The organism is Novosphingobium profundi (assembly GCF_020524485.1).
Taxonomy (GTDB): Bacteria; Pseudomonadota; Alphaproteobacteria; order Sphingomonadales; family Sphingomonadaceae; genus Novosphingobium; species Novosphingobium profundi_A.
On the sequence record NZ_JAIVLF010000004.1, the window covers coordinates 187,723 to 207,384 of the forward strand.

Here is a 19,662-nt window from a genome sequence, read left to right on the forward strand (position 1 = left end):
GGTTCAATCCTGCCTTAAGATTATGCGGGTCAAAGGGGAGACGAAGCGGTCGGGGCCGGGGTTCCCGGCGCGTCGGCTTCGATAATGCGGGCCTGAGGGAGCGAGCGGCGCACCTCGCGAAGGGTGCAGGCCTGCTCGGCCGCGCTCAGATCGGGAGAGAGGGTAACCACCGGAGCGCCCTTCCCGCCCGAGAACATCGCCTCGGGCACACCGCAGATTTCCGCGATGGCCTTCCCGTCCGTCGTCACCACCTGGGCCTTGGGCGGCGGTTCGCCACAGGCCGCCAGCGCGAGGGCGGGAAGGAGAAGGGAAAGGCGCGAGGAGATCATCCCAGCATCCCGACGAACTTCTCGAACAGGTAGAAGCTGTCCTGCGGGCCCGGCGAGGCTTCGGGGTGGTACTGCACGCCGAAAGCCTTCTTGCCCTTGATCGCGATGCCGCAGTTGGAGCCGTCGAAGAGCGAGACGTGGGTTTCCTCGATGGTGTCGGGGAGCGTCGCGTTGTCGACCGCGAAGCCGTGGTTCATCGAGGTGATCTCGACCACGCCGTCCTCGTGGCGCTTGACCGGGTGGTTCGCGCCGCGGTGGCCCTGGAACATCTTGGCGGTCTTGGCGCCCGCCGCGATGGCCAGCATCTGATGGCCAAGGCAGATGCCGAAGATTGGCACGTCGCGGTCCAACAGCCCCTTGATGACGGGAACGGCATAGGTGCCGGTCGCCGCCGGGTCGCCCGGGCCGTTCGAGAGGAACACGCCGTCAGGCTTGAGTTCGAGCACCTTTTCAAGGCTCGTCTCGGCCGGAACCACGGTGACTCGCGCGCCAGCCTTCACCAGGTTGCGGAAGATGTTGTCCTTCGCGCCGTAGTCGAGCGCGACAACGTGGGGGCGATCATCGCCCTCACCCGCCGCGTAACCTGCGCCCAGCGTCCAGGTCGAACCTTCCCAGCTCTCGTCCGCGGTGCGGGTGACGACCTTGGCCAGGTCCATGCCCTCAAGCCCCGGCCAGGCCTTCGCCTGCGCGATCAGGGCCGGAACGTCGAAGTTGCCTTCGGGATCGTGCGCGATGACCGCGTTGGGCGCGCCCGTCTTGCGGATGCGGCGGGTCAGAGCGCGGGTATCGATGCCCGAAAGGCCGATCTTGCCCTTGGCCGCGAGCCAGTCGCCGAACTCACCGCCCGAGCGGAAGTTCGAGGCGAGCGTCACGTCCTCGCGTACGACGCAGCCAACCGCGCCGTCGACCTTGGATTCCAGGTCCTCGTCGTTCACGCCGACATTGCCGATGTGGGGGAAGGTGAAGGTGACGATCTGGCCCGAGTAGGACGGATCGGTCATCACTTCCTGGTAGCCGGTCATGGCCGTGTTGAAGCAGACTTCGCCTTCTGCCACACCCACAGCGCCAAAGCCGCGGCCCCACAGAACCTCGCCTGTGCTGAGTACAAGAGCGCCCGTGGCTCCTTCCGGTTTAGGCGCAGGCGAAGATGCGGCGTCGGCCATAATGGGTCGCTCCGTTGAGGGTGTTTCTGACATGTGTGCTAAGGCGCTCCCGCTAGAGAGGGTTGTACATCACGTCAAGGCGGCTAGATGCAATTTTCGCGCTGCCTTGCTACTTATGCAATCCCAGCACGTCCCACATCCATACACCGACAGGAAAACAATGCTTCGTGATTCGATCAAGGCCGCCCAGATCGCAGCCATGAAGGCCGGCGACAAACCGCGCCTTGCAACCGTTCGGCTGATTCTCGCCAAGCTCAAGGACCGCGACATCGAGCTGCGCACCAGCGAAGCGCCCGCCGATGACGACGCCATGGTGATCGAGGTCCTGCAGAAGATGGTCAAGCAGCGCCGCGAATCGATCAAGCTGTTCGAAGAAGGTGGACGCCCCGAACGCGCCGCCGAGGAACAGGCCGAAGTCGAGGTCATCGAGACCTTCCTCCCCGCCCAGATGAGCGAAGAGGAAACCAAGGCCAAGATCGAGGCGATCAAGGCCGAAGTCGGCGCGAGTGGCATGAAGGACATGGGCAAGGTCATGGGCCTGCTCAAGGAGCGCCACGCAAGCGAGCTCGACATGGGCAAGGCCAGTGGCTGGGTGAAGGCCGCGCTCTCCTGATACGCCTCCCCTTCCCGCTCTAAGGCAGACTTTTTCCGTGCTTACGCCCCAATGGCTCGACCAGCTCCGTTCCCGCACCACGCTATCGGCGCTGGTGGGCCGTTCGGTGCGCCTCCAGAAAGCGGGGCGTGAGCACAAGGCCTGCTGCCCCTTCCACGACGAGAAGTCGCCCAGCTTCTACGTCAACGACGAGAAGGGGTTCTACCACTGCTTTGGCTGCGGCGCGCATGGCGATGCGATCCGCTGGATGACCGACCACCAGGGCCTCGCCTTCATGGACGCGGTCAAGGAACTTGCTGGTGAAGCGGGGATGGACGTCCCCGAGCCCGACCCGCGCGCCGCCAAGGCCGCGCAGAAGCGCGATACGCTCAACGACGTGACAACGGCCGCGCAGGAGTGGTTTCGCCACAACCTGACCACGCCCGAAGGTGCCGAGGCGCGCGCCTACCTCCAGACGCGCGGGTTCGATCCGCGTATCATCGCGCGCTTCGGCTTCGGCTTCGCGCCCGATGAACGCCAGGCCCTCAAGCAGGCCCTCGTGCGCTTTCCCGAACCGATGCTGATCGAGGCAGGCCTGCGCATCGAGGTCGAGGACCGCGACCCTTACGACCGTTTTCGTGGCCGACTGATGCTTCCCATCGAGGACGCGCGCGGCCGGGTCATCGCCTTTGGTGGACGCATTCTCTCAAAAGAGAAGACCAAGGCCCCGAAATACCTCAATTCTCCTGACACACCGCTGTTCGACAAGGGGCGCACGCTCTACAACCTGCACCGCGCCGCGCCCGCCGCGCGCCAGTCGGGCCGGATCGTGGTGGTCGAAGGCTACATGGACGTGATCGCGCTCGCCGCTGCGGGCATCGACGAGGCCGTAGCCCCACTCGGCACCGCGCTTACCGAGCACCAGATCGAAATGCTCTGGCGCCATGTGGAGGCGCCGATCCTGTGCTTTGATGGCGATGCCGCCGGGCAGCGCGCGGCGCTGCGCGCGATTACCCGCGCCCTCCCCCTGCTGCGCCCGGCCCATACCTTGCGCATCGTGCGCTTGCCCGAAGGGCTCGACCCTGACGATCTCATCAAGGCGCGCGGGCCTGCGGCCATGGAAGAGGTCCTTGGCGAGGCGCGAAGCCTGCTCGACGTGCTGTGGGAGGTGGAGAAGGACGCGCATCCCCTCACCACGCCCGAGGACAAGGCGGGTCTCAAGGCGCGCCTCGTCCAGCATGTGGAGACAATCCAGCACCCCGACATCGCCAGCCTCTACAAGCGCGAACTGCTCGACCGATATGGCGAGTTCGCTTTCCCGCGCCGCGAGAACCGCTGGCAGGGCGGACAGGGCGGCAGTGATTCGCGCCGTCCATTCACACCGCGAGGCCCCGGCCAGGGACGCTGGAACGGACGTCCAGCGACGCCCCCCTCGCTTCCCGAATCAATCGAGAAGCTGAAAAAGGCACTTTCAGGCGGATCGCGCGACGGGCTCGCTGCCGCGGTCATCGCCGGACTGATGCGTTGGCCCGAACTCGTCCCCCGCCACGCCGAGGCGCTGGCCCGCACGCCGGGCCTTGATTCGCGCTTCGACGCGTTGCTCGAATGTTGCGACGCCATGGCACCGCTTGAAAAAGACGCGCTATCCACCATATTGTCGGAAAATGGTCTGGAAGTTCCCAGAACCGCTGAATATTCGGGGTTTCGCTTCGGCTTTCTGGCCCCGGGCGCGAATGCAGAGCATGCGGCAGCGGAACTCGCCCAGGCCATCGATCTCTTGGTGGAACGTCCGGTCCTGGAGGCGGCACTGGCACAGGCGACAGCCCGGTTCGAAAGCGAAGTTTCGGACGAAACTTTTGCCGAGCAGCAACGTCTCCTCAAGAGAAAGCTGGAATTTGATAAACGCCTCAGGCAAATGGCGACAAGACATGCGTCTTCGTCCTGATTGTATAATTATACGCTCACAGGGTGTCGGGCAGCACGGGATAACGGCGGAAGAATGAGCAAGAACGAGACCAACGGCGGCGAAAACGACGGTACCGACGCGCCGCTGATCGACCTCAACGAGGCTTCGGTCAAAAAGCTGATCGCGCGCGCCAAGCGCAAGGGCTACATCACGATCGACGAACTCAACGAGGCCCTGCCCCAGGACCAGATGAATTCGGATCAGATCGAGGATATCTACGCCGCGATCAACGAGATGGGCGTCAACATCGTCGAGAACGACGAGGACGCCCAGAACGAGGACGAGGAAGAGGTCGAGGAAGTCGATTCCTCCGACGACACCTCGCCCAAGCCGGCCGTCGAGACCAAGAAGAAGGAAACGGTCGAGCGCACCGATGACCCGGTGCGCATGTACCTGCGCGAGATGGGCGCGGTCGAGCTGCTCAGCCGCGAGGGCGAAATCGCCATCGCCAAGCGCATCGAAGCGGGCCGCGACATGATGATCCTGGGCCTGTGCGAGAGCCCGATCACCTTCCACGCCATCATCCAGTGGTCCGAAGCCCTCAACAACGAGGAAATGCAGCTGCGCGAGATCCTTGATCTTGACGCCATGCTGTCGAAGGAGCCTGCCCCCGAAAGCCTCAACGAGGACGGTGAGAGCGACGACGACGGCGAGATTTCCGAGGCCACCGCAGGGCCCTCCTACAAGGACGACGACGAAGAGGAATCTTCGGAAGAAGGCGAAGAAGGCGAGGACGGCGAAGGCAGCCGCAAGGAAGAGGAAGAGGAAGAGGACAACACCCTCAGCCTCGCCCAGATGGAAGCGGCTCTCAAGCCCGAGGCGCTCGAGAAGTTCGCCACCATCACCGAGCTGTTCCAGGCCTTCGAGAAGCTCCAGTCCGAACGCCTTGAAGCGCTCGCGCTGGGCATCGATTTCCCGGCCGCCAAGGAAGACCGTTACAACGAACTGCGCGAGGAACTCACCGCGCAGGTCGAATCGGTCCAGTTCCACGCGACCAAGATCGAATACCTCGTCGACAACCTCTACACCTTCAACCGTCGCCTCACGACGCTGGGCGGCCAGATGCTGCGCCTTGCCGAACGTCACAAGGTGAAGCGCGTCGACTTCCTCAACAGCTACGTCGGTCGCGAGCTCGACGACACCTGGCTGCCGGAAGTGGGCAAGAAGGACAAGAAGTGGGCCGCGTTCGCGGAAAACGAGGCTGACGCGGTCGAACGCATCCGCCAGGAAGTCTCGGACATCGCGGCGGCCACCGGCATGGCGCTCCCCGAGTTCCGCCGCATCGTCAACATGGTCCAGAAGGGTGAGCGCGAGGCGCGCATCGCCAAGAAGGAAATGGTCGAGGCGAACCTGCGCCTGGTGATCTCGATCGCCAAGAAGTACACGAACCGTGGCCTCCAGTTCCTGGACCTCATCCAGGAAGGCAACATCGGCCTGATGAAGGCGGTCGACAAGTTCGAGTACCGCCGCGGCTACAAGTTCTCGACGTACGCGACGTGGTGGATCCGTCAGGCCATCACCCGCTCGATTGCGGACCAGGCACGCACGATCCGTATCCCGGTCCACATGATCGAGACGATCAACAAGCTCGTGCGTACAAGCCGCCAGTTCCTCCACGAGCAGGGCCGCGAGCCCACCCCAGAGGAAATGGCCGAGCGTCTCTCGATGCCGCTCGAGAAGGTGCGCAAGGTGATGAAGATCGCCAAGGAGCCGATCTCCCTTGAAACGCCGATTGGCGATGAGGAAGATTCGCACCTGGGCGACTTCATCGAGGACAAGAACGCGATCATCCCGGTCGATGCTGCGATCCAGTCCAACCTCAAGGAAACGGTCACCCGCGTCCTTGCCAGCCTCACCCCGCGTGAGGAACGCGTGCTGCGCATGCGTTTCGGCATCGGTATGAACACCGACCACACGCTGGAAGAAGTCGGCCAGCAGTTCTCGGTGACCCGCGAACGTATCCGTCAGATCGAGGCAAAGGCACTGCGCAAGCTCAAGCACCCGAGCCGCAGCCGCAAGATGCGCTCGTTCCTCGATCAGTAAGAAGACGGGTTTCCCATCGATCACGAAGCGCCCGCGGACCTGCTCCGCGGGCGCTTTTCTTTGCGATTGGAAAGGCTCACCTTTTGTGCTTGGTATCCCTCAAGGGGGACATCGATTTATGCGCGGCACCTTAGGATTTGCGATGGGCCTGCTCACCTGCGGCATGACGGCAAGCGCCCAAGGACAGAGCACCACACAGCGAACCACGGCGGCGACGCGTGGAGATAGCCAGCAACTGGCCAAACGGGTCACGGCCGCCGCCTATCCCCGCGACATCCGCGACCGGGAGATGGACCGTATCGTGGACACCGCTCTCGATGCCATTCGCGCAAGCTACGCCTTTGCAGACACGGCTCCGCCCTTTGCCCGCGACATGATCGAGGAGCATCTTGCCCGATTTTCCGCAGAGATGCGCAAGTTCGCCTACGACAAGATCGCGCTTCGCATGACACAGATGCTCGAACGCGAGTTCGCCCGCAGGTTCAATCGTCTTTCGTTGCTCGCGCTGGAGGCGCGGACCGGCACACCTCAAGGCCAGGAGAGCCTTCAGCAAATCGGCCGGGAAATCTACACGAGCGATCCCGGTATTCTTGAAACCGAAGACGCCATCGTGCGCACGTTCGTGGCCGCCGAGCGCGATAAATCACGGCAGTTGCGCCAGAACATTCGCGACATTCAGGCGGGCCGCATCCTCAGCCCCTGATCAGCCGACGCGGTGGACCGAGAGATAGACCGTGGAGCCCGTCTTGCCACCGGCCGCGACAAACAGCGTGCGATTGACCCAGGTGTAGTCCGGGTGGCCAGTGTCGAGCCGGATCGCGGTGCGCATGTAGTATTCGGAAAAATCGAGCGTTTCGCCCGCCGCAATGCGTTCGGCCGCTTCGGGCGGCATATGGCGCAACCCCTGACTGATGACTTCGATCACCGCGCCGTCATCGGTTTCGATGGCATAGCGCGCATCGAGATAGGCGACATCGTCGGTGCGCACGGTCTGCCAGTCGGCCCCGATGGCGAGCAGCTTTCCGTTGATCGCCGCGCCCGTCACGCGCCCGCCGACAATGGGAATGATGCGGCGAGTGCCTTGGGCGTTTTCACCCATCTCGTGCGGGGGCGAAAGCTCGACCTCGAATTCGCAGACATGCTCCAGCGTGGGGGTCACGGCAGTTTCTCCTCGATCTTGTGGGCACCCTCGACGCGCGCGCCGGGTGCGATGGTGGCCGGCGATGCGTTCAGTTCCTGCATCGCGAAACCCGCCGCGCGCTGGTAGGCGCGCATGAATTCTTCCCGCTCGCCCCTGGGGATCACGTCCTCGATATCCTCGAAAATGCCACCGCAGCGCTCCTCGACCATACCCAGCAGACCAAAGGGCCCGGCCCCACGGTTGCGCAGCGCCAACTGGCCGACCGGCTCGCAATAGCGGGCATCGAACGCGGCCAGCGCCTCGGCGCTGACACCCATCTCAAGGAACAGCGCGCCGATCCGGCGCGCGTCCATGATCGCCTGCGACGCGCCATTGGAGCCGGTCGGGTACATCGGATGAGCGGCATCGCCCATTAGCGCCACCGGCCCGTCGACCCAGGTCGGGATCGGATCGCGGTCGATCATCGGGTTCTCGTAAGCCACGTCCGCGCCCGCAATCAGCGCGGGCAAATCGATCCAGTCGTAGACGAAATCGGTGAAGTGATGGGCAAAGCTCTCGACGTCGACCGGGCGGAACCAGCCCAGGCTCTGCCAGTCGTGATCCTCGTCGAAGGTCTGCTCGGCGATCCAGTTCACGTCGCACAGGCCCTCGGCATCGGGCTGCGAGATCGGGTAGATGACGACGCGGTGGCGCGCCGTGCCCAGCCCCACGAAGGACGATCCGGTGCGAATGGCCTTGGCGCGCGTGGTGCCGCGCCACATGACCGTGCCACCCCAGTGGATCGGCGCCTGGTCCGGGTGCATCTGGGCACGCACGCTCGAATGAATGCCGTCCGCGCCAAACAGGAGCGTGCCGTGCTCCTCGACCTCGGTGCCATCGGCAAGGCGGCACAGCGCGGTGACCGAGCCATCCGCCTCCTTGCGATACCCCGTGACGCGCTGGCCGAGGCGCACCTTGTCCGCGCCAAGCCGGGCAATCGCGGTTTCATGCAGCAGCATGTGGAAGCGCCCGCGATGCACCGCGTACTGGTCCCAATGATACCCGGCCAGGCGTCCGCGCGGCTCGCTGTAGATCTCGCGCCCGTTGAGCCCGACCAGCGCCCATTCTTTGGCTGGAATGCCGATGGTGCCCATCACGGCCTGGTCAATACCCAGGTCAGCCAGTTCGCGCACTGCGTTGGGCTGCAGGTTGATCCCCACGCCCAGCGGGCGGGGCTCACGCACGCTTTCCAGGACGAGGCAGTCAACGCCAATCTGGTCGAGGGTCAGGGCGAGGCAAAGGCCTCCGATACCGCCTCCGGCGATGAGAACGCGTGGTTGCACCCTGACTTTCCTTCTTTCGCTGCGCATCATCCGCCGCTCACAGCAAGTTTCTTGCGCGAGCGGGTGGAGGGCGCGTACACTGAGCCACACCGCGACGCAACTGGATGAGGCTCGCACATCCAGCCCCTCTCTCCGGCACGCAGCCATTCTTGCCCAACAATCAAAGATAAGCGCTCAGGGACTCGCAAAACGACACCGCGATGACTAAGGGGGCGCTATCAACTCCTCTCTCTGTCAAAAGATCCATTCGCCATGCGTATTGCCATTGCTTCCGATCATGCCGCCGTGGACCTCAAGGCCACGCTGCGCGACTATCTCATCGAACTGGGCCACGAAGTGGCCGACCTCGGCCCCGAAACGGCCGACCGTGTCGACTACCCCGACTACGGCTACCTGCTCGGCTCGGTCGTCGCCGACGGCACCGCCGACTACGGCGTGGCGCTGTGCGGTTCGGGTATCGGCATCTCGATGGCGGTTAACCGCAACCTGGCCTGCCGCTGCGCGCTCGTCTCCGAGCCGCTCTCGGCCGCCCTTGCGCGTGAGCACAACAACGCGAACTGCATCGCGATGGGCGCGCGCCTGACCGGGATCGACATGGCCAAGGCCTGCCTCGATGCTTTCCTTTCGACCGAGTTCGGTGGCGGACGCCACGCCGGACGCGTCGAGAAGCTCTCCAACCCTCCCGCCTGAATCCAAGGGGCCCTTCGAACATGACCGTTGATACCGCAATCCGTTCCCCCGGCTTCTTCACCGACAGCGTGGCCGACAGCGATCCCGCCATCGCCGCCGCCATCGGCAAGGAACTGAAGCGCGAACGCAAGCAGATCGAACTGATCGCGTCGGAAAACATCGTCTCCAAGGCCGTCCTGGAGGCGCAGGGCTCGGTGCTGACCAACAAGTACGCCGAAGGCTACCCGGGCAAGCGCTACTACCAGGGTTGTGAACCCTCGGACGTGGTCGAGAGCCTCGCCATCGAACGCGCCAAGGAGCTGTTCGGCTGCGAATTCGCCAACGTCCAGCCCCACTCGGGCGCGCAGGCCAATGGCGCGGTCCTCCTCGCAACGGTCAAGCCGGGCGACACGATCCTGGGCATGAGCCTGGATGCCGGTGGACACCTCACCCACGGCGCCCGCGCGGCGCTGTCGGGCAAGTGGTTCAACGCGGTCCAGTACGGCGTGACCAAGGACACCCACCTCATCGACTACGACGAGGTCCAGAAGCTGGCGAGCGAGCACCAGCCCAAGCTCATCATCGCGGGCGGCTCGGCCTATCCGCGCGTGATCGATTTCAAGCGCATGCGCGAGATCGCCGACAGCGTGGGCGCCATCTTCCAGGTCGACATGGCGCACTTCGCCGGTCTGGTCGCGGCGGGTCTGCACCCCTCACCCTTCCCCTACGCGCACATCGCGACCACCACCACGCACAAGACCCTGCGCGGTCCGCGCGGCGGCATGATCCTCACCAACGACGAGAAGCTCGCCAAGAAGATCAACTCGGCGGTCTTCCCGGGTCTCCAGGGCGGTCCTCTGATGCACGTCATCGCGGCCAAGGCCGTGGCCTTCGGGGAAGCCCTGCGCCCCGAGTTCAAGGACTACGCGGCCAAGGTGATCGAGAACGCCAAGGTGCTGGCCGACACGCTCAAGGAGCGCGGCGCGGCCATCGTCTCGGGCGGCACCGACACCCACGTGGCTCTTGTCGACCTCTCGCCGCTCGGCGTGACCGGCAAGGACGCGGACGAGGCGCTCGAGCGTGCGGGCATCACCTGCAACAAGAACGGCATCCCCTTCGATCCGCTGCCGCCGATGAAGACCAGCGGCATCCGCGTCGGCACGCCGGCGGGCACGACCCGCGGTTTCGGCCCGGAAGAGTTCCGTGAAATCGGCAACATGGTCGCCGATGTCCTCGACGGTCTCGCCAAGTGCGGCGAGGAAGGCGACGCACAGGTGGAACAGAACGTGCGTGCGCGCGTAGAAGCCTTGTGTGACCGCTTCCCGATCTACGAGGACTAAGACCATGACCGACCCCCAGCGCCCCAACGAGACTGGCGACTTCGTGACCGATGCACGCCTTGAACTTTCCGGAATGCTGCGCGATGGCCTCGACCATCCCTCGACCCGGCCGGTTCTCGTCTGGGGGGCGCTGGGTGCGGTGGCAGGCGCAGCCCTGCCCTTCGTCTCGGTGGGCCTGGGGCTTGCCGCAGGCGCCGGATACAAGTTCTACAAGCGCGTGCGGCCCGACTGAAGTCGCGCCCGCCCCTCTTCTTTTGAAACGATAGGCCCGAATGCGCTGCCCTTTCTGCGCCCATGACGATTCCCAGGTAAAGGACAGCCGTCCGGCCGAGGACAACGCCGCGATCCGCCGCCGCCGCCAGTGCTCCAGCTGCGGCGCGCGCTTCACCACGTTCGAACGGGTGCAGCTGCGCGAGATCACGGTGCTCAAGTCCGGCGAGGAAGGCGAGGAGAGGCGCGAGCCCTTCGACCGCCTCAAGATCGAGAAATCGGTCTCGCTCGCCTGCCGCAAGCGCAGGATCGACCGCGAGAGGATCGACCAGCTCGTCTCGGGCGTCCAGCGCCAGATCGAGACCACCGGCGATGCCGAAATCCACTCACGCGAGATCGGCGAGATGGTGATGGACGGCCTGCGACAGCTCGACTCGGTTGCCTACATCCGCTTCGCCTCGGTCTACCGCGCCTTCAACGAAGCCCGCGACTTCGAGGAATTTGCAGGCACCGTGCGCGACGTGGCGACAGGCGACACCCAGAATGACTGATACCCCCACCCCTTCCGCGCCGACGTTCGGCACCGTTCCCGAAGACCGCAAGCCCATCGTCGTGCTCGTGCGGCCGCAGCTGGGCGAGAACATCGGCAAGGCCGCGCGCGCCATGCTGAACTTCGGGCTCACCGAAATGCGCCTCGTTTCGCCGCGCGACGGCTGGCCCAACCCTTCGGCAGGCCCCGCTGCGGCAGGCGCCAACGTGATCCTCGAAGAAGCCGAGGTCTACGAGACACTGGCCGACGCGGTCGCGGACTGCACCAATGTCTATGCGACCACCGTGCGCAAGCGCGGCGTGACCAAGCGCGTGGTGACGCCCGAAGAAGCGGCAGGTGAAATCTACGCCGAGCCGGGCCGTTCGGCCTTCGTGTTCGGCCCGGAACGCTCCGGGCTGGAAACCGAGGACGTGGCGCTCGCCCGCTCGATCCTGACCGTTCCGATCAACCCGGAATTTGCCTCGCTCAACCTCGCGCAGGCCGTGATCCTGTGCGCCTATGAGTGGTCCAAGGGCGCTGGCCTCACCCAGCCTACGCAGGAAGAGGTCCTGCCGCCTGCTCCGCAGGACGAACTGGAAGGGCTCATCGGCCACTTCGAGAAGCTGCTCGAACCCAAGAACTACTTCTGGCCCGAGACCCGCGCCGAGGCGAACCGCCTGACCTTGCGCAACCTTCTCACCAAGCCCGCGTGGAACCACCTGGAAGTGCGCACCATGCGCGGTGTCCTCTCCACGCTCGAAAAGGCCCGGCGCCCACGCGGCGAAGACTAAGCGCCCCTTCGGGCGTTGCGCCCTATCCCGCAACGCCCGCTCACCTATTTTCAACCCGCTTCGCGCAAAATCCCGTTTTGCTTTTGCGCGGCTGGGTGTATGGGCACATCCAGCATCAAGAGTTGGGGCGACGCCCAACGCCAACCTGCCGTTCCGGGCAAGGTGGTACTCCGCAAGGAGGATGTGGCCGTCCCGGCAAGCAAACGGACACGCCACATTTCGCGTCGCTTCCGCCCAGGAGTACGACGTCAAATGCCGATCAAGATCCCCGACGACCTGCCCGCACGCCAGACCCTCGAAGCCGAGGGCGTGACGGTCATGGGCGAGGCCGACGCGGTGCGTCAGGACATTCGCCCGCTGCAGATCGGGCTGCTCAACCTCATGCCCGACAAGGTGCGCACCGAGACCCAGCTCGCCCGCCTGCTCGGCGCCACTCCGCTGCAGATCGAACTGACGCTGGTGCGCATGACCGACCATGTCTCGCGCAACACAGCGCAGGACCACATGGAAGCCTTTTACCGTCCCTGGGAGGACGTGCGCGAGGAACGCTTCGACGGCTTCATCATCACCGGCGCTCCGGTCGAGCGCATGCCCTATGAAGAGGTGAACTACTGGGAGGAGCTGCGCCAGATCCTGGCCTGGACCCAAACCAACGTCCACCGCACGCTGACCATCTGCTGGGCCGCGCAGGCCGCGCTCTACCATTTCCATGGCATCCCCAAGCGCGTGCTCGACGCCAAGGCCTACGGCCTCTACCCGCACGAAGTCCACGCCCCCGCCTCGCCCTTCCTGCGTGGCTTTGCCGATGTCTTCAACGTGCCGGTTTCCCGCTGGACAGAAGTCTGTCCCGACGCACTGGGCGCCGCCGAACGCCTGGAGGTGCTGGCCTCCAACCCGGTCACGGGTCCGTGCCTCGTCGATGACCCTGCGCACCGTATGCTCCACATGTTCAACCATCTGGAATACGACACCGAGACGCTTGCCAACGAGTTCTTCCGCGACGGCGGCGCGCAGTTGCCGCACCGCTACTTCCCGGAAGACAACCCGAGCCGCCGCCCGCTCAATTCCTGGCGTGCCCACGGACACCTCCTGATCGGCAACTGGATCAACGCGATCTACCAGACCACCCCCTTCGATCTGGCCACGATGGGCATGGCAGGCTCGCTCGAAGCGCTGTAAGCGGTCGGGACGCGGCCCTGCGCGCGCCGAAGGGGCGTTTGCGCTTGACTTTGCGCCCCCATCCCGTAAGGGCCAGCGCTTCACGGGACGCCTTCCCTTTCGAGAGTAGGCGCCTCCTTCGGCCCCGCACCCCGGTGAAGCGGCGGCCGCATCCGGCATTTCATGGCCGGATGGTGCGCTCCGGGAAACTAGGGATCGCCTTGCCACGGTGGCACAGGCGGCAGCAGAACGGAAAGAAACGTTATGTCGAAGCGTAAGAGCGCTAAGTACAAACTCGATCGCCGCATGGGCGAGAACATCTGGGGCCGTCCCAAGAGCTCGGTCAACCGCCGCAGCTACGGCCCGGGCCAGCACGGTCAGCGCCGCAAGGGCAAGCTGTCGGACTACGGTCTGCAGCTGCGCGCCAAGCAGAAGCTCAAGGGCTACTACGGCGACGTGACCGAGAAGCAGTTCAAGCGCACCTACCAGGAAGCGTCCTCGATGAAGGGCGACACCGGCATGAACCTGATCGGTCTCCTGGAGCAGCGCCTGGACATGGTCGTCTACCGCGCCAAGTTCGCGCCGACCATCTTCGCGGCTCGCCAGATCGTCTCGCACGGCCACATTCGCGTCAACGGTGTGAAGTGCAACATCGCTTCGCGTCGCATCCGCGTGGGTGACGTGATCTCGCTCGGTGAAAAGGCCAAGGAAATGGCTCTCGTCATCGAAGCTCAGGCTCTGCCCGAGCGCGAGATTCCCGACTATGTCGCTTCGGAAGGCGACAAGGTGACCTTCGTCCGCGTTCCCACGCTCGACGAAGTCCCCTACCCGGTGAAGATGGAACCGAACCTCGTCGTCGAGTTCTACTCGCGCTAAGAGTTCGGCTCCTTCGGGAACGAAATTCTTTCGGAAAGGGCGGTCCCTCGGGGCCGCCCTTTTTTCGTGGCAACTCGCGGAAAAGCTGGGTCATTTCATCGCGAAAAAGCGGAACCTTCACAGGCCTCGTGTATTGCGCAGAGGCAATGACCCGCTTTCGCTACATCACCCCGCACCGCACCGGCAAATGGTACCCCGATCTCGAGACCGCGCAGCGCCATGCCTGCGACATCGGCGCGGGTTTCCGGGACGAACGCACCGGCCGCTTCGTCGCCTATGTCGACACCTATCTGGAGGAAGACGAAGCCGAATTCGCACTCGGCTCCGTTTCCTGAGGGAAACCTTCGCTCAGTCGAGCTTCAGCTCCGTGTGCAGGAAGGCATCACTGTCGGCCAGGAGCTGCGTGCGCGCCTCGCTGCTGTAGAGAAAGTGATCGAGGCCATCGAACTCGACATAGCGCACCGACTTGCCTGCCTGCTCCAGCTTCTTCGCCATGACCTGGCTTTCACGCACGCCCACGTTCTGGTCGAGCGTGCCATGGAACAGCAGCACCGGCGCCTTGATCTTCTCCGCGTTCTGCGCCGGTGAGCCTTCGCGCAGGTGCGGACCGTTGCCAAGCTCTTCGCGCACCAGCGCGGCGTTGGTGAAGCCCTCGGCCTCGGCGCGCAGGATTTCAAAGTCGGTGACGGGTGCAACGGCGACCACCGCCTTGAACAGATCCGGGTCGAGCACGCCGCTCTGGAGCGCAGCGTACCCCCCGTAGGACCATCCGAAGATCGCCAGCTTGTCGGGCGCGGCAATGCCCTGCGCCACCAGCCAGCGCCCGGCGTCATTGACATCACCGATGGCCGTCTTCCACGACTTGAACCCGTTTTCCTTGTACCATTCCGAACCGTAACCGGCGGAACCGCGGTAGTTGGGCTGGAGAACCGCGAAACCGCGTGCGGCAAAGAACTGGACCATCCAGTCGAAGCCCCACTCGTCGCGCGCGCTCGGCCCACCGTGCGGCATGACGATGGCAGGCAGATCGCGGCCCGTGCTGCCCGGCGGCAAGGTGAGATAGCCCGGGATCTGGACGCCGTCCCCGGCCGGGAACATCACCGGCTTCATCGGCGCCAGCTCCAGGTCGACGAGCTTCGGGCGCACCGGCAGGACTTCCTCAAGACGCCGCTCGGCCTTGTTGAAGAGATAGAGCATGCCCGGCTCGGTATCGCCGGTCACGCGCAGCAGGAGGTTCTTCTCCTCCCGGTCGGCATCGACGACCCGGACAGCGACCTCCCCGGGCAGCGCGCCGGCGAGCGCCTTGGACAGCGCCCCCATCTCAGGATCGAAGTAGACCTGCTCGCGCCGCTCGCGCGCATAGGAGAGTCCTACGACACGGTTGTCGCGCCCGATGCGGATGAGGCCGTCGATATCGACGTCGTCCGCCGCAAAGAGCTTTTCGCGCGTCAGCGAGCCATCGAGCGAGACCGCATAGAGGCCGCGATGCCCGTTCTCCCACGCCCATCCGAAAGCACGGTTGCTCTTGCCATCAACGGCCAGCGGCTCGAAGCGCAGGACGCCTGTCTCCTCCGGACCACCCCAACTCGAGAGCCACTGCCATTCCCAGTCGCCCGGCGTGCGGTAGAAGAAATCCTCGGTCGGCTTGAGGAGCCCGCTCGCGCCGGTCTGCTGGCGGCTCTTGACGCGAATCGTTCCATGACCGTCGGTCATGTACCCGGTCGCGAATTCATCGGGCTTCTCGACCCGGCGGCGGCGCCCCTTGATCGTGTCGACCATCTCGACACCAAGGCCCTCTTCCTCGTTCGCGAGGCGCGTGCCGATGGTGTTTTCCGGCACGAAGACCTTGGTCATCAGGACGCGCCCGGGCTCACCTTCTACGTCCCAGTCAATCACGCTCCCCCCGTTCTGGAAGAACGTGCGCGCGCGCAGGGATTTCGTGTTCGACAGAAGCGTCGCATTCTTGCCGTCATCGTCCAGCCCGAAGATGCGGGTGAAGCTGACAAGCTGCCCCGCATAGTCCACGATGTAGTGCACCTGGCAGACCAGGCGCGCGTTGGTGGACCATTTGCAGAAGCGCAGTTCCCCTTCCTCGGTCGGGACGCTGGTGATGGCCGTCGGGAAACCACCCTCGGCAAGGTTGGCGACTTCGAGCACACGGCCACCCTTGCGCGGCGAGATGAAGGCGATCTTCGTTCCGTCCGGGGACAGGCTGATCTGGGTAATATCCTCCAGAGCCCCGAACCGCGCGGCCAGCTGTTCTCCACTTTCCCCGGACTGCGCCTGTGCCTGCAGCGGCACGGCCGCCGCCATCGCCGAGCCCAGGAACAGCCCGGACACGAGCGCACGCAAACCTCTCAAGACCACCCCGAAACCCCTCATTTCCCTATTACGGAAAGGGACTATGCGAGCGTCCAATGAGGCGGTCAAGTTGCCGAAATTTAATGCAAAGTAATTTCGAGGAAGAGTTGCGCAGAAAGCGCACTATTCGCCCGGCGGCATGCCCACCTGCTCACAGACCCAGCCCCACAAGGCATCGACTTCCAGAGCCGCCTTGCCTTCGGGTTCGATCTCACGCGCGACTTCGCCGCTTCCGGCGCTGCGGTGAAAGGCGGCGCGTTCGCCGAAGTGGTGGGGGCTGACCGAAAGCCCGAGGTTACGCGCGGCCTCAGCCGCTTCCTCAAGCATCCGGGTTGCGCGCGCGGGAACGGCGTTGAAGACGACGTGTGCCGGCTTGGAGGCATAGGCCATGAGCCCTGCCGTGGCCTCCAGCGCATGGAGATCAAAAGCCCGCGCCTTGGTGGGAACAAGCACGATGTCGGCCACCCGCACAGCCTCGCGCGAGGCGGTATCACCATGGGGCGGCGTGTCGATCACGATGACATCGGCGCCGGCACGCTTGGCCCGCTCGACCGTGCTGAACAGGCGCACCGGGGGGCAGGTGATGACTTCGGGCAGGAACTCGCCGCGCCAGTCTCCCCAGGCCGCGGCGGTCGCCTGGGGGTCGGTATCGATCACCTGGACCTGGTTGCCCGCGTAGACCGCGCTGGCGGCAATGTGGAGGGCGAGCGTCGTCTTGCCCGACCCGCCTTTCTGGCTGACAATCGCTATCGTGGTCATCCGGGCTGTCTCTCCTCACCCCGCTGGAGAACGTGTCCGCCCCGCGAATCAAGGCCTGGACCATGCGAATGTCCGGGCCCCGCCCCGCCTTGTCCAGCAAAAGACCTTCAGCCGCTCAGGGCACACTCGGTTTCTTGCATGGCGCCGTCAGAGGAGGCCACGGCCGCCGCCATGCGCGCGTCGCGTCCATAGATGTCGGGATAGAGCTCCACCCCGTGCCCGTCCTGCGCGCGGCCAGCGGTGAAATAGGTAATGTAGACCGGCAATGCCTTGCCGAGCGCCAGGCGGGTCTCGCGCCGTGACGCCAGGACCGCGTCGATCTCGGCGCGCGTGGCTGCGCCTTCCAGCAAGGTCGCCGCAAAGCCGAGCGCGTCCCCGGTACGGATACAGCCGTGGCTGAAGGCGCGCACCTCTCGCTCGAAGAGCGCCTTGCCCGGTGTGTCGTGCATGTACACGCTGTAGGGATTTGGCATGTCGAGCTTCATCTGGCCCAGCGCGTTGTTCGGCCCGGGCTTCTGGCGCCAACGGCCGCCCGTGCGCACGTAGCCCTTGCTGGCCGGGAACCGCCCGTTGTTCTCGCGCACGATGCTTTGCGGGATATTCCACCAGGGATTGAAGATGACCCCACGCACTTCGGCCCGGAAGGTGGGAGACGGGGTCGAGACCTTGCCCACGATGACAGGCCAGGAACCTACCTGCGCACCCTCACGCCACAGGCGTGCCGTGAACGCCGCCGTATTGACGAGAATGTAGTCGCGTTCCATGCGGTGGGGCAACCAGCGCCACCGCTCCATGTTGCGTGCCAGCGTGGCGCGCCGCTGGGGATCGGTTTCCTGCGCCAAGGCCTGTCGCAAGGCCGCGTAGTCCGGATGGTCTGGCCATAGCGCATCCAGAAACGAGGTCAGCCCTCCTGCGGCCCGCGCCCGGGCGAGCCATGCGGCGATGTCGATCTCGGCATCGGGATCGGCAATGTGCCAGCCGCTCCGCATGCGCGCAGATGCCTCGCCCAGCAGAGCGGTCCGAGCCAGATCGAGAGCCAGTTCCTGCGCCGCGCTGGCAATGACGTCGGTGTCACCACCCTTTCGCGCATCCTCGAGGACCGAGGTGTCGAGCGGGCGCAGACCATGCTCGGGCAAAGACCCTGCCGCCGCCTCGAGAGCGGCCAGCTCCGTCTGCGACCAGGGGGCCGTTTGCGCGGCCGCAGGTGCTCCTACGAGCGCAAATGCAAGAGCCGTGGCACAAAGCAATGAATTGACATGTCTTTTCATATACAAAAGATTCGTTGTCTGAGTTTATGACTTAATATATACATATAACAGACAAACAATAAACGGGTCGGACACACAAGCATGAACTTCAACAGGCGCCACTTCCTTGGCGCGCTCGCCACGGGTGCGGCCAGCCTGGCCTCGCCCATCTCTTTTGCAGCCACTCCCAGCCGCCAGATACCGCGCGGACTTGCGCAGGCCAAGGCCGCGCTCGACGCCCATGGCGCGCGGGTGCGCCACCGCGACATCGTGGGTCTTGTGGATTTCAGCGCCCCCTCCGGTGATCCGCGGTTCAGCCTTGTCGATATCGGCAACGGCCGGGTCATCGCGGATTTCCACGTCGCGCATGGCCGGGGATCGGACCCGAGCAATACCGGCATGCTCCAGCGCTTCTCGAACCGACCGGGATCGAACGCCTCGTGCCAGGGCAGCTTCCTGATCGGGGAAACCTACTATGGCAAGCATGGCCGCTCGCGCCGGATCCACGGGCTCGATCCCGAAAATTCGATGGCCTATCCGCGCGCCATCGTGATCCACGGCGCCTCCTACGTCTCGGCAGACATGGCGCGCCACACCGGACGCGTGGGGCGCAGCCTCGGATGCTTCACGGTGTCCCAGCGCGACATCGGCCCCGTGCTGAGCAAGCTGGCGCCGGGCCGCCTGCTCTTCGCCCACCGCTAAGACCACCATCCGGCAGGCATTGACGCCGTCCGAAGCCGGTATTAGCCAAAGCCCTTGCAAGGACGACCTTCCCCCTCGCGTTTGCAGGGGCGACCAAACCGGGACGGCCCGGCAGCACACAGGAGGCTGCCGCATGGCATGGATTTTCGTCGTACTCGCCGGTCTGCTCGAGACCGTCTGGATCTATTTTCTCAAGAACACCGAAGACGGGATCAGCGCACTGGGCGCCCTTGCCATGGCCGCCTCGCTGCTTGGCAGCTTCTGGTTGCTGGCCCTTGCCATGCGCGCGAACCCGCTTGCCGCGGCCTATGCCGCCTGGACCGGGATCGGAACGCTCGGCGCGTTCCTGCTTGGCTTTCTGGTCTTCGGGGAGCGGCTGAGCCCGGCGGCGATCGCCGGGCTCGTGCTCATCGTCTCGGGCACCGTGCTCCTGCGCGTGGCAACAGGCAGCGGCGCCTGACGCG

Annotated in this window: 21 protein-coding genes and 1 riboswitch; of the genes, 14 read left to right on the plus strand and 7 right to left on the minus strand. The window is 64.8% G+C overall.

What is annotated here, in order from left to right; all coding sequences use genetic code 11:
- Positions 1-29 precede the first annotated feature (29 nt).
- On the minus strand, positions 30-329 hold the full coding sequence (locus LC060_RS11215) for a hypothetical protein (RefSeq protein WP_226635604.1): 300 nt from the start codon (positions 327-329) through the stop codon (positions 30-32).
- Positions 326-1,492, minus strand: coding sequence for a glutamine-hydrolyzing carbamoyl-phosphate synthase small subunit (gene carA, locus LC060_RS11220; RefSeq protein ID WP_226635606.1), 1,167 nt, complete (start codon positions 1,490-1,492; stop codon positions 326-328). The genes LC060_RS11215 and carA overlap by 4 nt, the downstream gene beginning before the upstream one ends.
- A 160-nt stretch (positions 1,493-1,652) precedes the next feature.
- On the opposite strand from carA, the gene LC060_RS11225 reads away from it, so the two are divergent.
- From LC060_RS11225 to LC060_RS11240, 4 genes are all read left to right on the plus strand, one after another.
- A complete protein-coding gene (locus LC060_RS11225; protein ID WP_213501649.1) occupies positions 1,653-2,105 on the plus strand; it encodes a GatB/YqeY domain-containing protein in 453 nt (150 codons plus the stop codon).
- A gap of 37 nt (positions 2,106-2,142) precedes the next feature.
- Positions 2,143-4,029: a DNA primase gene (gene dnaG / locus LC060_RS11230; protein ID WP_226635608.1), complete on the plus strand. Its 1,887-nt coding sequence runs from the start codon at positions 2,143-2,145 to the stop codon at positions 4,027-4,029.
- 54 nt (positions 4,030-4,083) lie between these two features.
- On the plus strand, positions 4,084-6,093 hold the full coding sequence (gene rpoD / locus LC060_RS11235) for an RNA polymerase sigma factor RpoD (protein ID WP_226635610.1): 2,010 nt from the start codon (positions 4,084-4,086) through the stop codon (positions 6,091-6,093).
- Between the two features lie 142 nt (positions 6,094-6,235).
- Positions 6,236-6,796 carry a hypothetical protein gene (locus tag LC060_RS11240; RefSeq protein WP_226635612.1) on the plus strand — a complete coding sequence of 187 codons (561 nt, stop codon included), beginning with the start codon at positions 6,236-6,238 and terminating at the stop codon, positions 6,794-6,796.
- Here LC060_RS11240 and LC060_RS11245 read toward each other — a convergent pair whose 3' ends face one another.
- Together LC060_RS11245 and LC060_RS11250 are read right to left on the minus strand one after the other, a co-directional pair.
- The gene (locus tag LC060_RS11245) at positions 6,797-7,252 is read right to left on the minus strand and encodes a DUF3237 domain-containing protein (RefSeq protein WP_226635614.1); all 456 of its coding nucleotides are present in this window, start codon (positions 7,250-7,252) and stop codon (positions 6,797-6,799) included. It lies immediately after the preceding gene.
- Positions 7,249-8,556 (minus strand): flavin-dependent oxidoreductase, encoded by a 1,308-nt coding sequence (locus tag LC060_RS11250; RefSeq protein WP_226635615.1) that lies wholly within the window; start codon positions 8,554-8,556, stop codon positions 7,249-7,251. The genes LC060_RS11245 and LC060_RS11250 overlap by 4 nt, the downstream gene beginning before the upstream one ends.
- A gap of 252 nt (positions 8,557-8,808) precedes the next feature.
- Here LC060_RS11250 and rpiB point away from each other — a divergent pair, with 252 nt between their 5' ends.
- The 8 genes from rpiB (at position 8,809) to LC060_RS11290 (ending at position 14,464) form a co-directional block, all read left to right on the plus strand.
- Positions 8,809-9,246, plus strand: a complete 438-nt coding sequence (gene rpiB, locus LC060_RS11255) for a ribose 5-phosphate isomerase B (protein WP_226635617.1) — start codon at positions 8,809-8,811, stop codon at positions 9,244-9,246.
- A gap of 20 nt (positions 9,247-9,266) precedes the next feature.
- Complete coding sequence (glyA, locus tag LC060_RS11260) at positions 9,267-10,565, plus strand: serine hydroxymethyltransferase (protein WP_226635619.1); 1,299 nt, start codon at positions 9,267-9,269, stop codon at positions 10,563-10,565.
- 4 nt (positions 10,566-10,569) lie between these two features.
- Positions 10,570-10,797, plus strand: coding sequence for a hypothetical protein (locus LC060_RS11265; protein WP_226635621.1), 228 nt, complete (start codon positions 10,570-10,572; stop codon positions 10,795-10,797).
- A 40-nt stretch (positions 10,798-10,837) separates the two neighbouring features.
- The gene (nrdR, locus tag LC060_RS11270) at positions 10,838-11,326 is read left to right on the plus strand and encodes a transcriptional regulator NrdR (protein WP_039393889.1); all 489 of its coding nucleotides are present in this window, start codon (positions 10,838-10,840) and stop codon (positions 11,324-11,326) included.
- Complete coding sequence (locus LC060_RS11275; RefSeq protein ID WP_226635623.1) at positions 11,319-12,095, plus strand: RNA methyltransferase; 777 nt, start codon at positions 11,319-11,321, stop codon at positions 12,093-12,095. Before nrdR ends, LC060_RS11275 begins: the two co-directional genes overlap by 8 nt.
- Positions 12,096-12,202: 107 nt before the next feature.
- Positions 12,203-12,308, plus strand: a riboswitch (SAM-I-IV-variant riboswitch).
- Positions 12,309-12,347: 39 nt separating this feature from the next.
- Positions 12,348-13,274 carry a homoserine O-succinyltransferase gene (locus LC060_RS11280; RefSeq protein WP_213501639.1) on the plus strand — a complete coding sequence of 309 codons (927 nt, stop codon included), beginning with the start codon at positions 12,348-12,350 and terminating at the stop codon, positions 13,272-13,274.
- A 243-nt stretch (positions 13,275-13,517) separates the two neighbouring features.
- Entirely contained in the window at positions 13,518-14,129 is a 612-nt protein-coding gene (gene rpsD, locus LC060_RS11285; RefSeq protein WP_148626548.1) for a 30S ribosomal protein S4, read from the plus strand.
- Between the two features lie 146 nt (positions 14,130-14,275).
- Complete coding sequence (locus tag LC060_RS11290; protein WP_226635625.1) at positions 14,276-14,464, plus strand: hypothetical protein; 189 nt, start codon at positions 14,276-14,278, stop codon at positions 14,462-14,464.
- 13 nt (positions 14,465-14,477) lie between these two features.
- Here the strand turns inward: LC060_RS11290 and LC060_RS11295 are convergent, their stop codons facing one another.
- From LC060_RS11295 to LC060_RS11305, 3 genes are all read right to left on the minus strand, one after another.
- Positions 14,478-16,469 (minus strand): alpha/beta fold hydrolase, encoded by a 1,992-nt coding sequence (locus LC060_RS11295; RefSeq protein ID WP_226635627.1) that lies wholly within the window; start codon positions 16,467-16,469, stop codon positions 14,478-14,480.
- Between the two features lie 144 nt (positions 16,470-16,613).
- Positions 16,614-17,249: a ParA family protein gene (locus LC060_RS11300; RefSeq protein WP_226635629.1), complete on the minus strand. Its 636-nt coding sequence runs from the start codon at positions 17,247-17,249 to the stop codon at positions 16,614-16,616.
- Positions 17,250-17,356: 107 nt separating this feature from the next.
- On the minus strand, positions 17,357-18,517 hold the full coding sequence (locus tag LC060_RS11305) for a L,D-transpeptidase family protein (RefSeq protein WP_413465108.1): 1,161 nt from the start codon (positions 18,515-18,517) through the stop codon (positions 17,357-17,359).
- An 81-nt stretch (positions 18,518-18,598) separates the two neighbouring features.
- On the opposite strand from LC060_RS11305, the gene LC060_RS11310 reads away from it, so the two are divergent.
- Complete coding sequence (locus LC060_RS11310) at positions 18,599-19,198, plus strand: murein L,D-transpeptidase catalytic domain family protein (protein ID WP_226635630.1); 600 nt, start codon at positions 18,599-18,601, stop codon at positions 19,196-19,198.
- Positions 19,199-19,331: 133 nt separating this feature from the next.
- Entirely contained in the window at positions 19,332-19,658 is a 327-nt protein-coding gene (locus tag LC060_RS11315) for a DMT family transporter (protein WP_226635632.1), read from the plus strand.
- Positions 19,659-19,662: the final 4 nt, after the last annotated feature.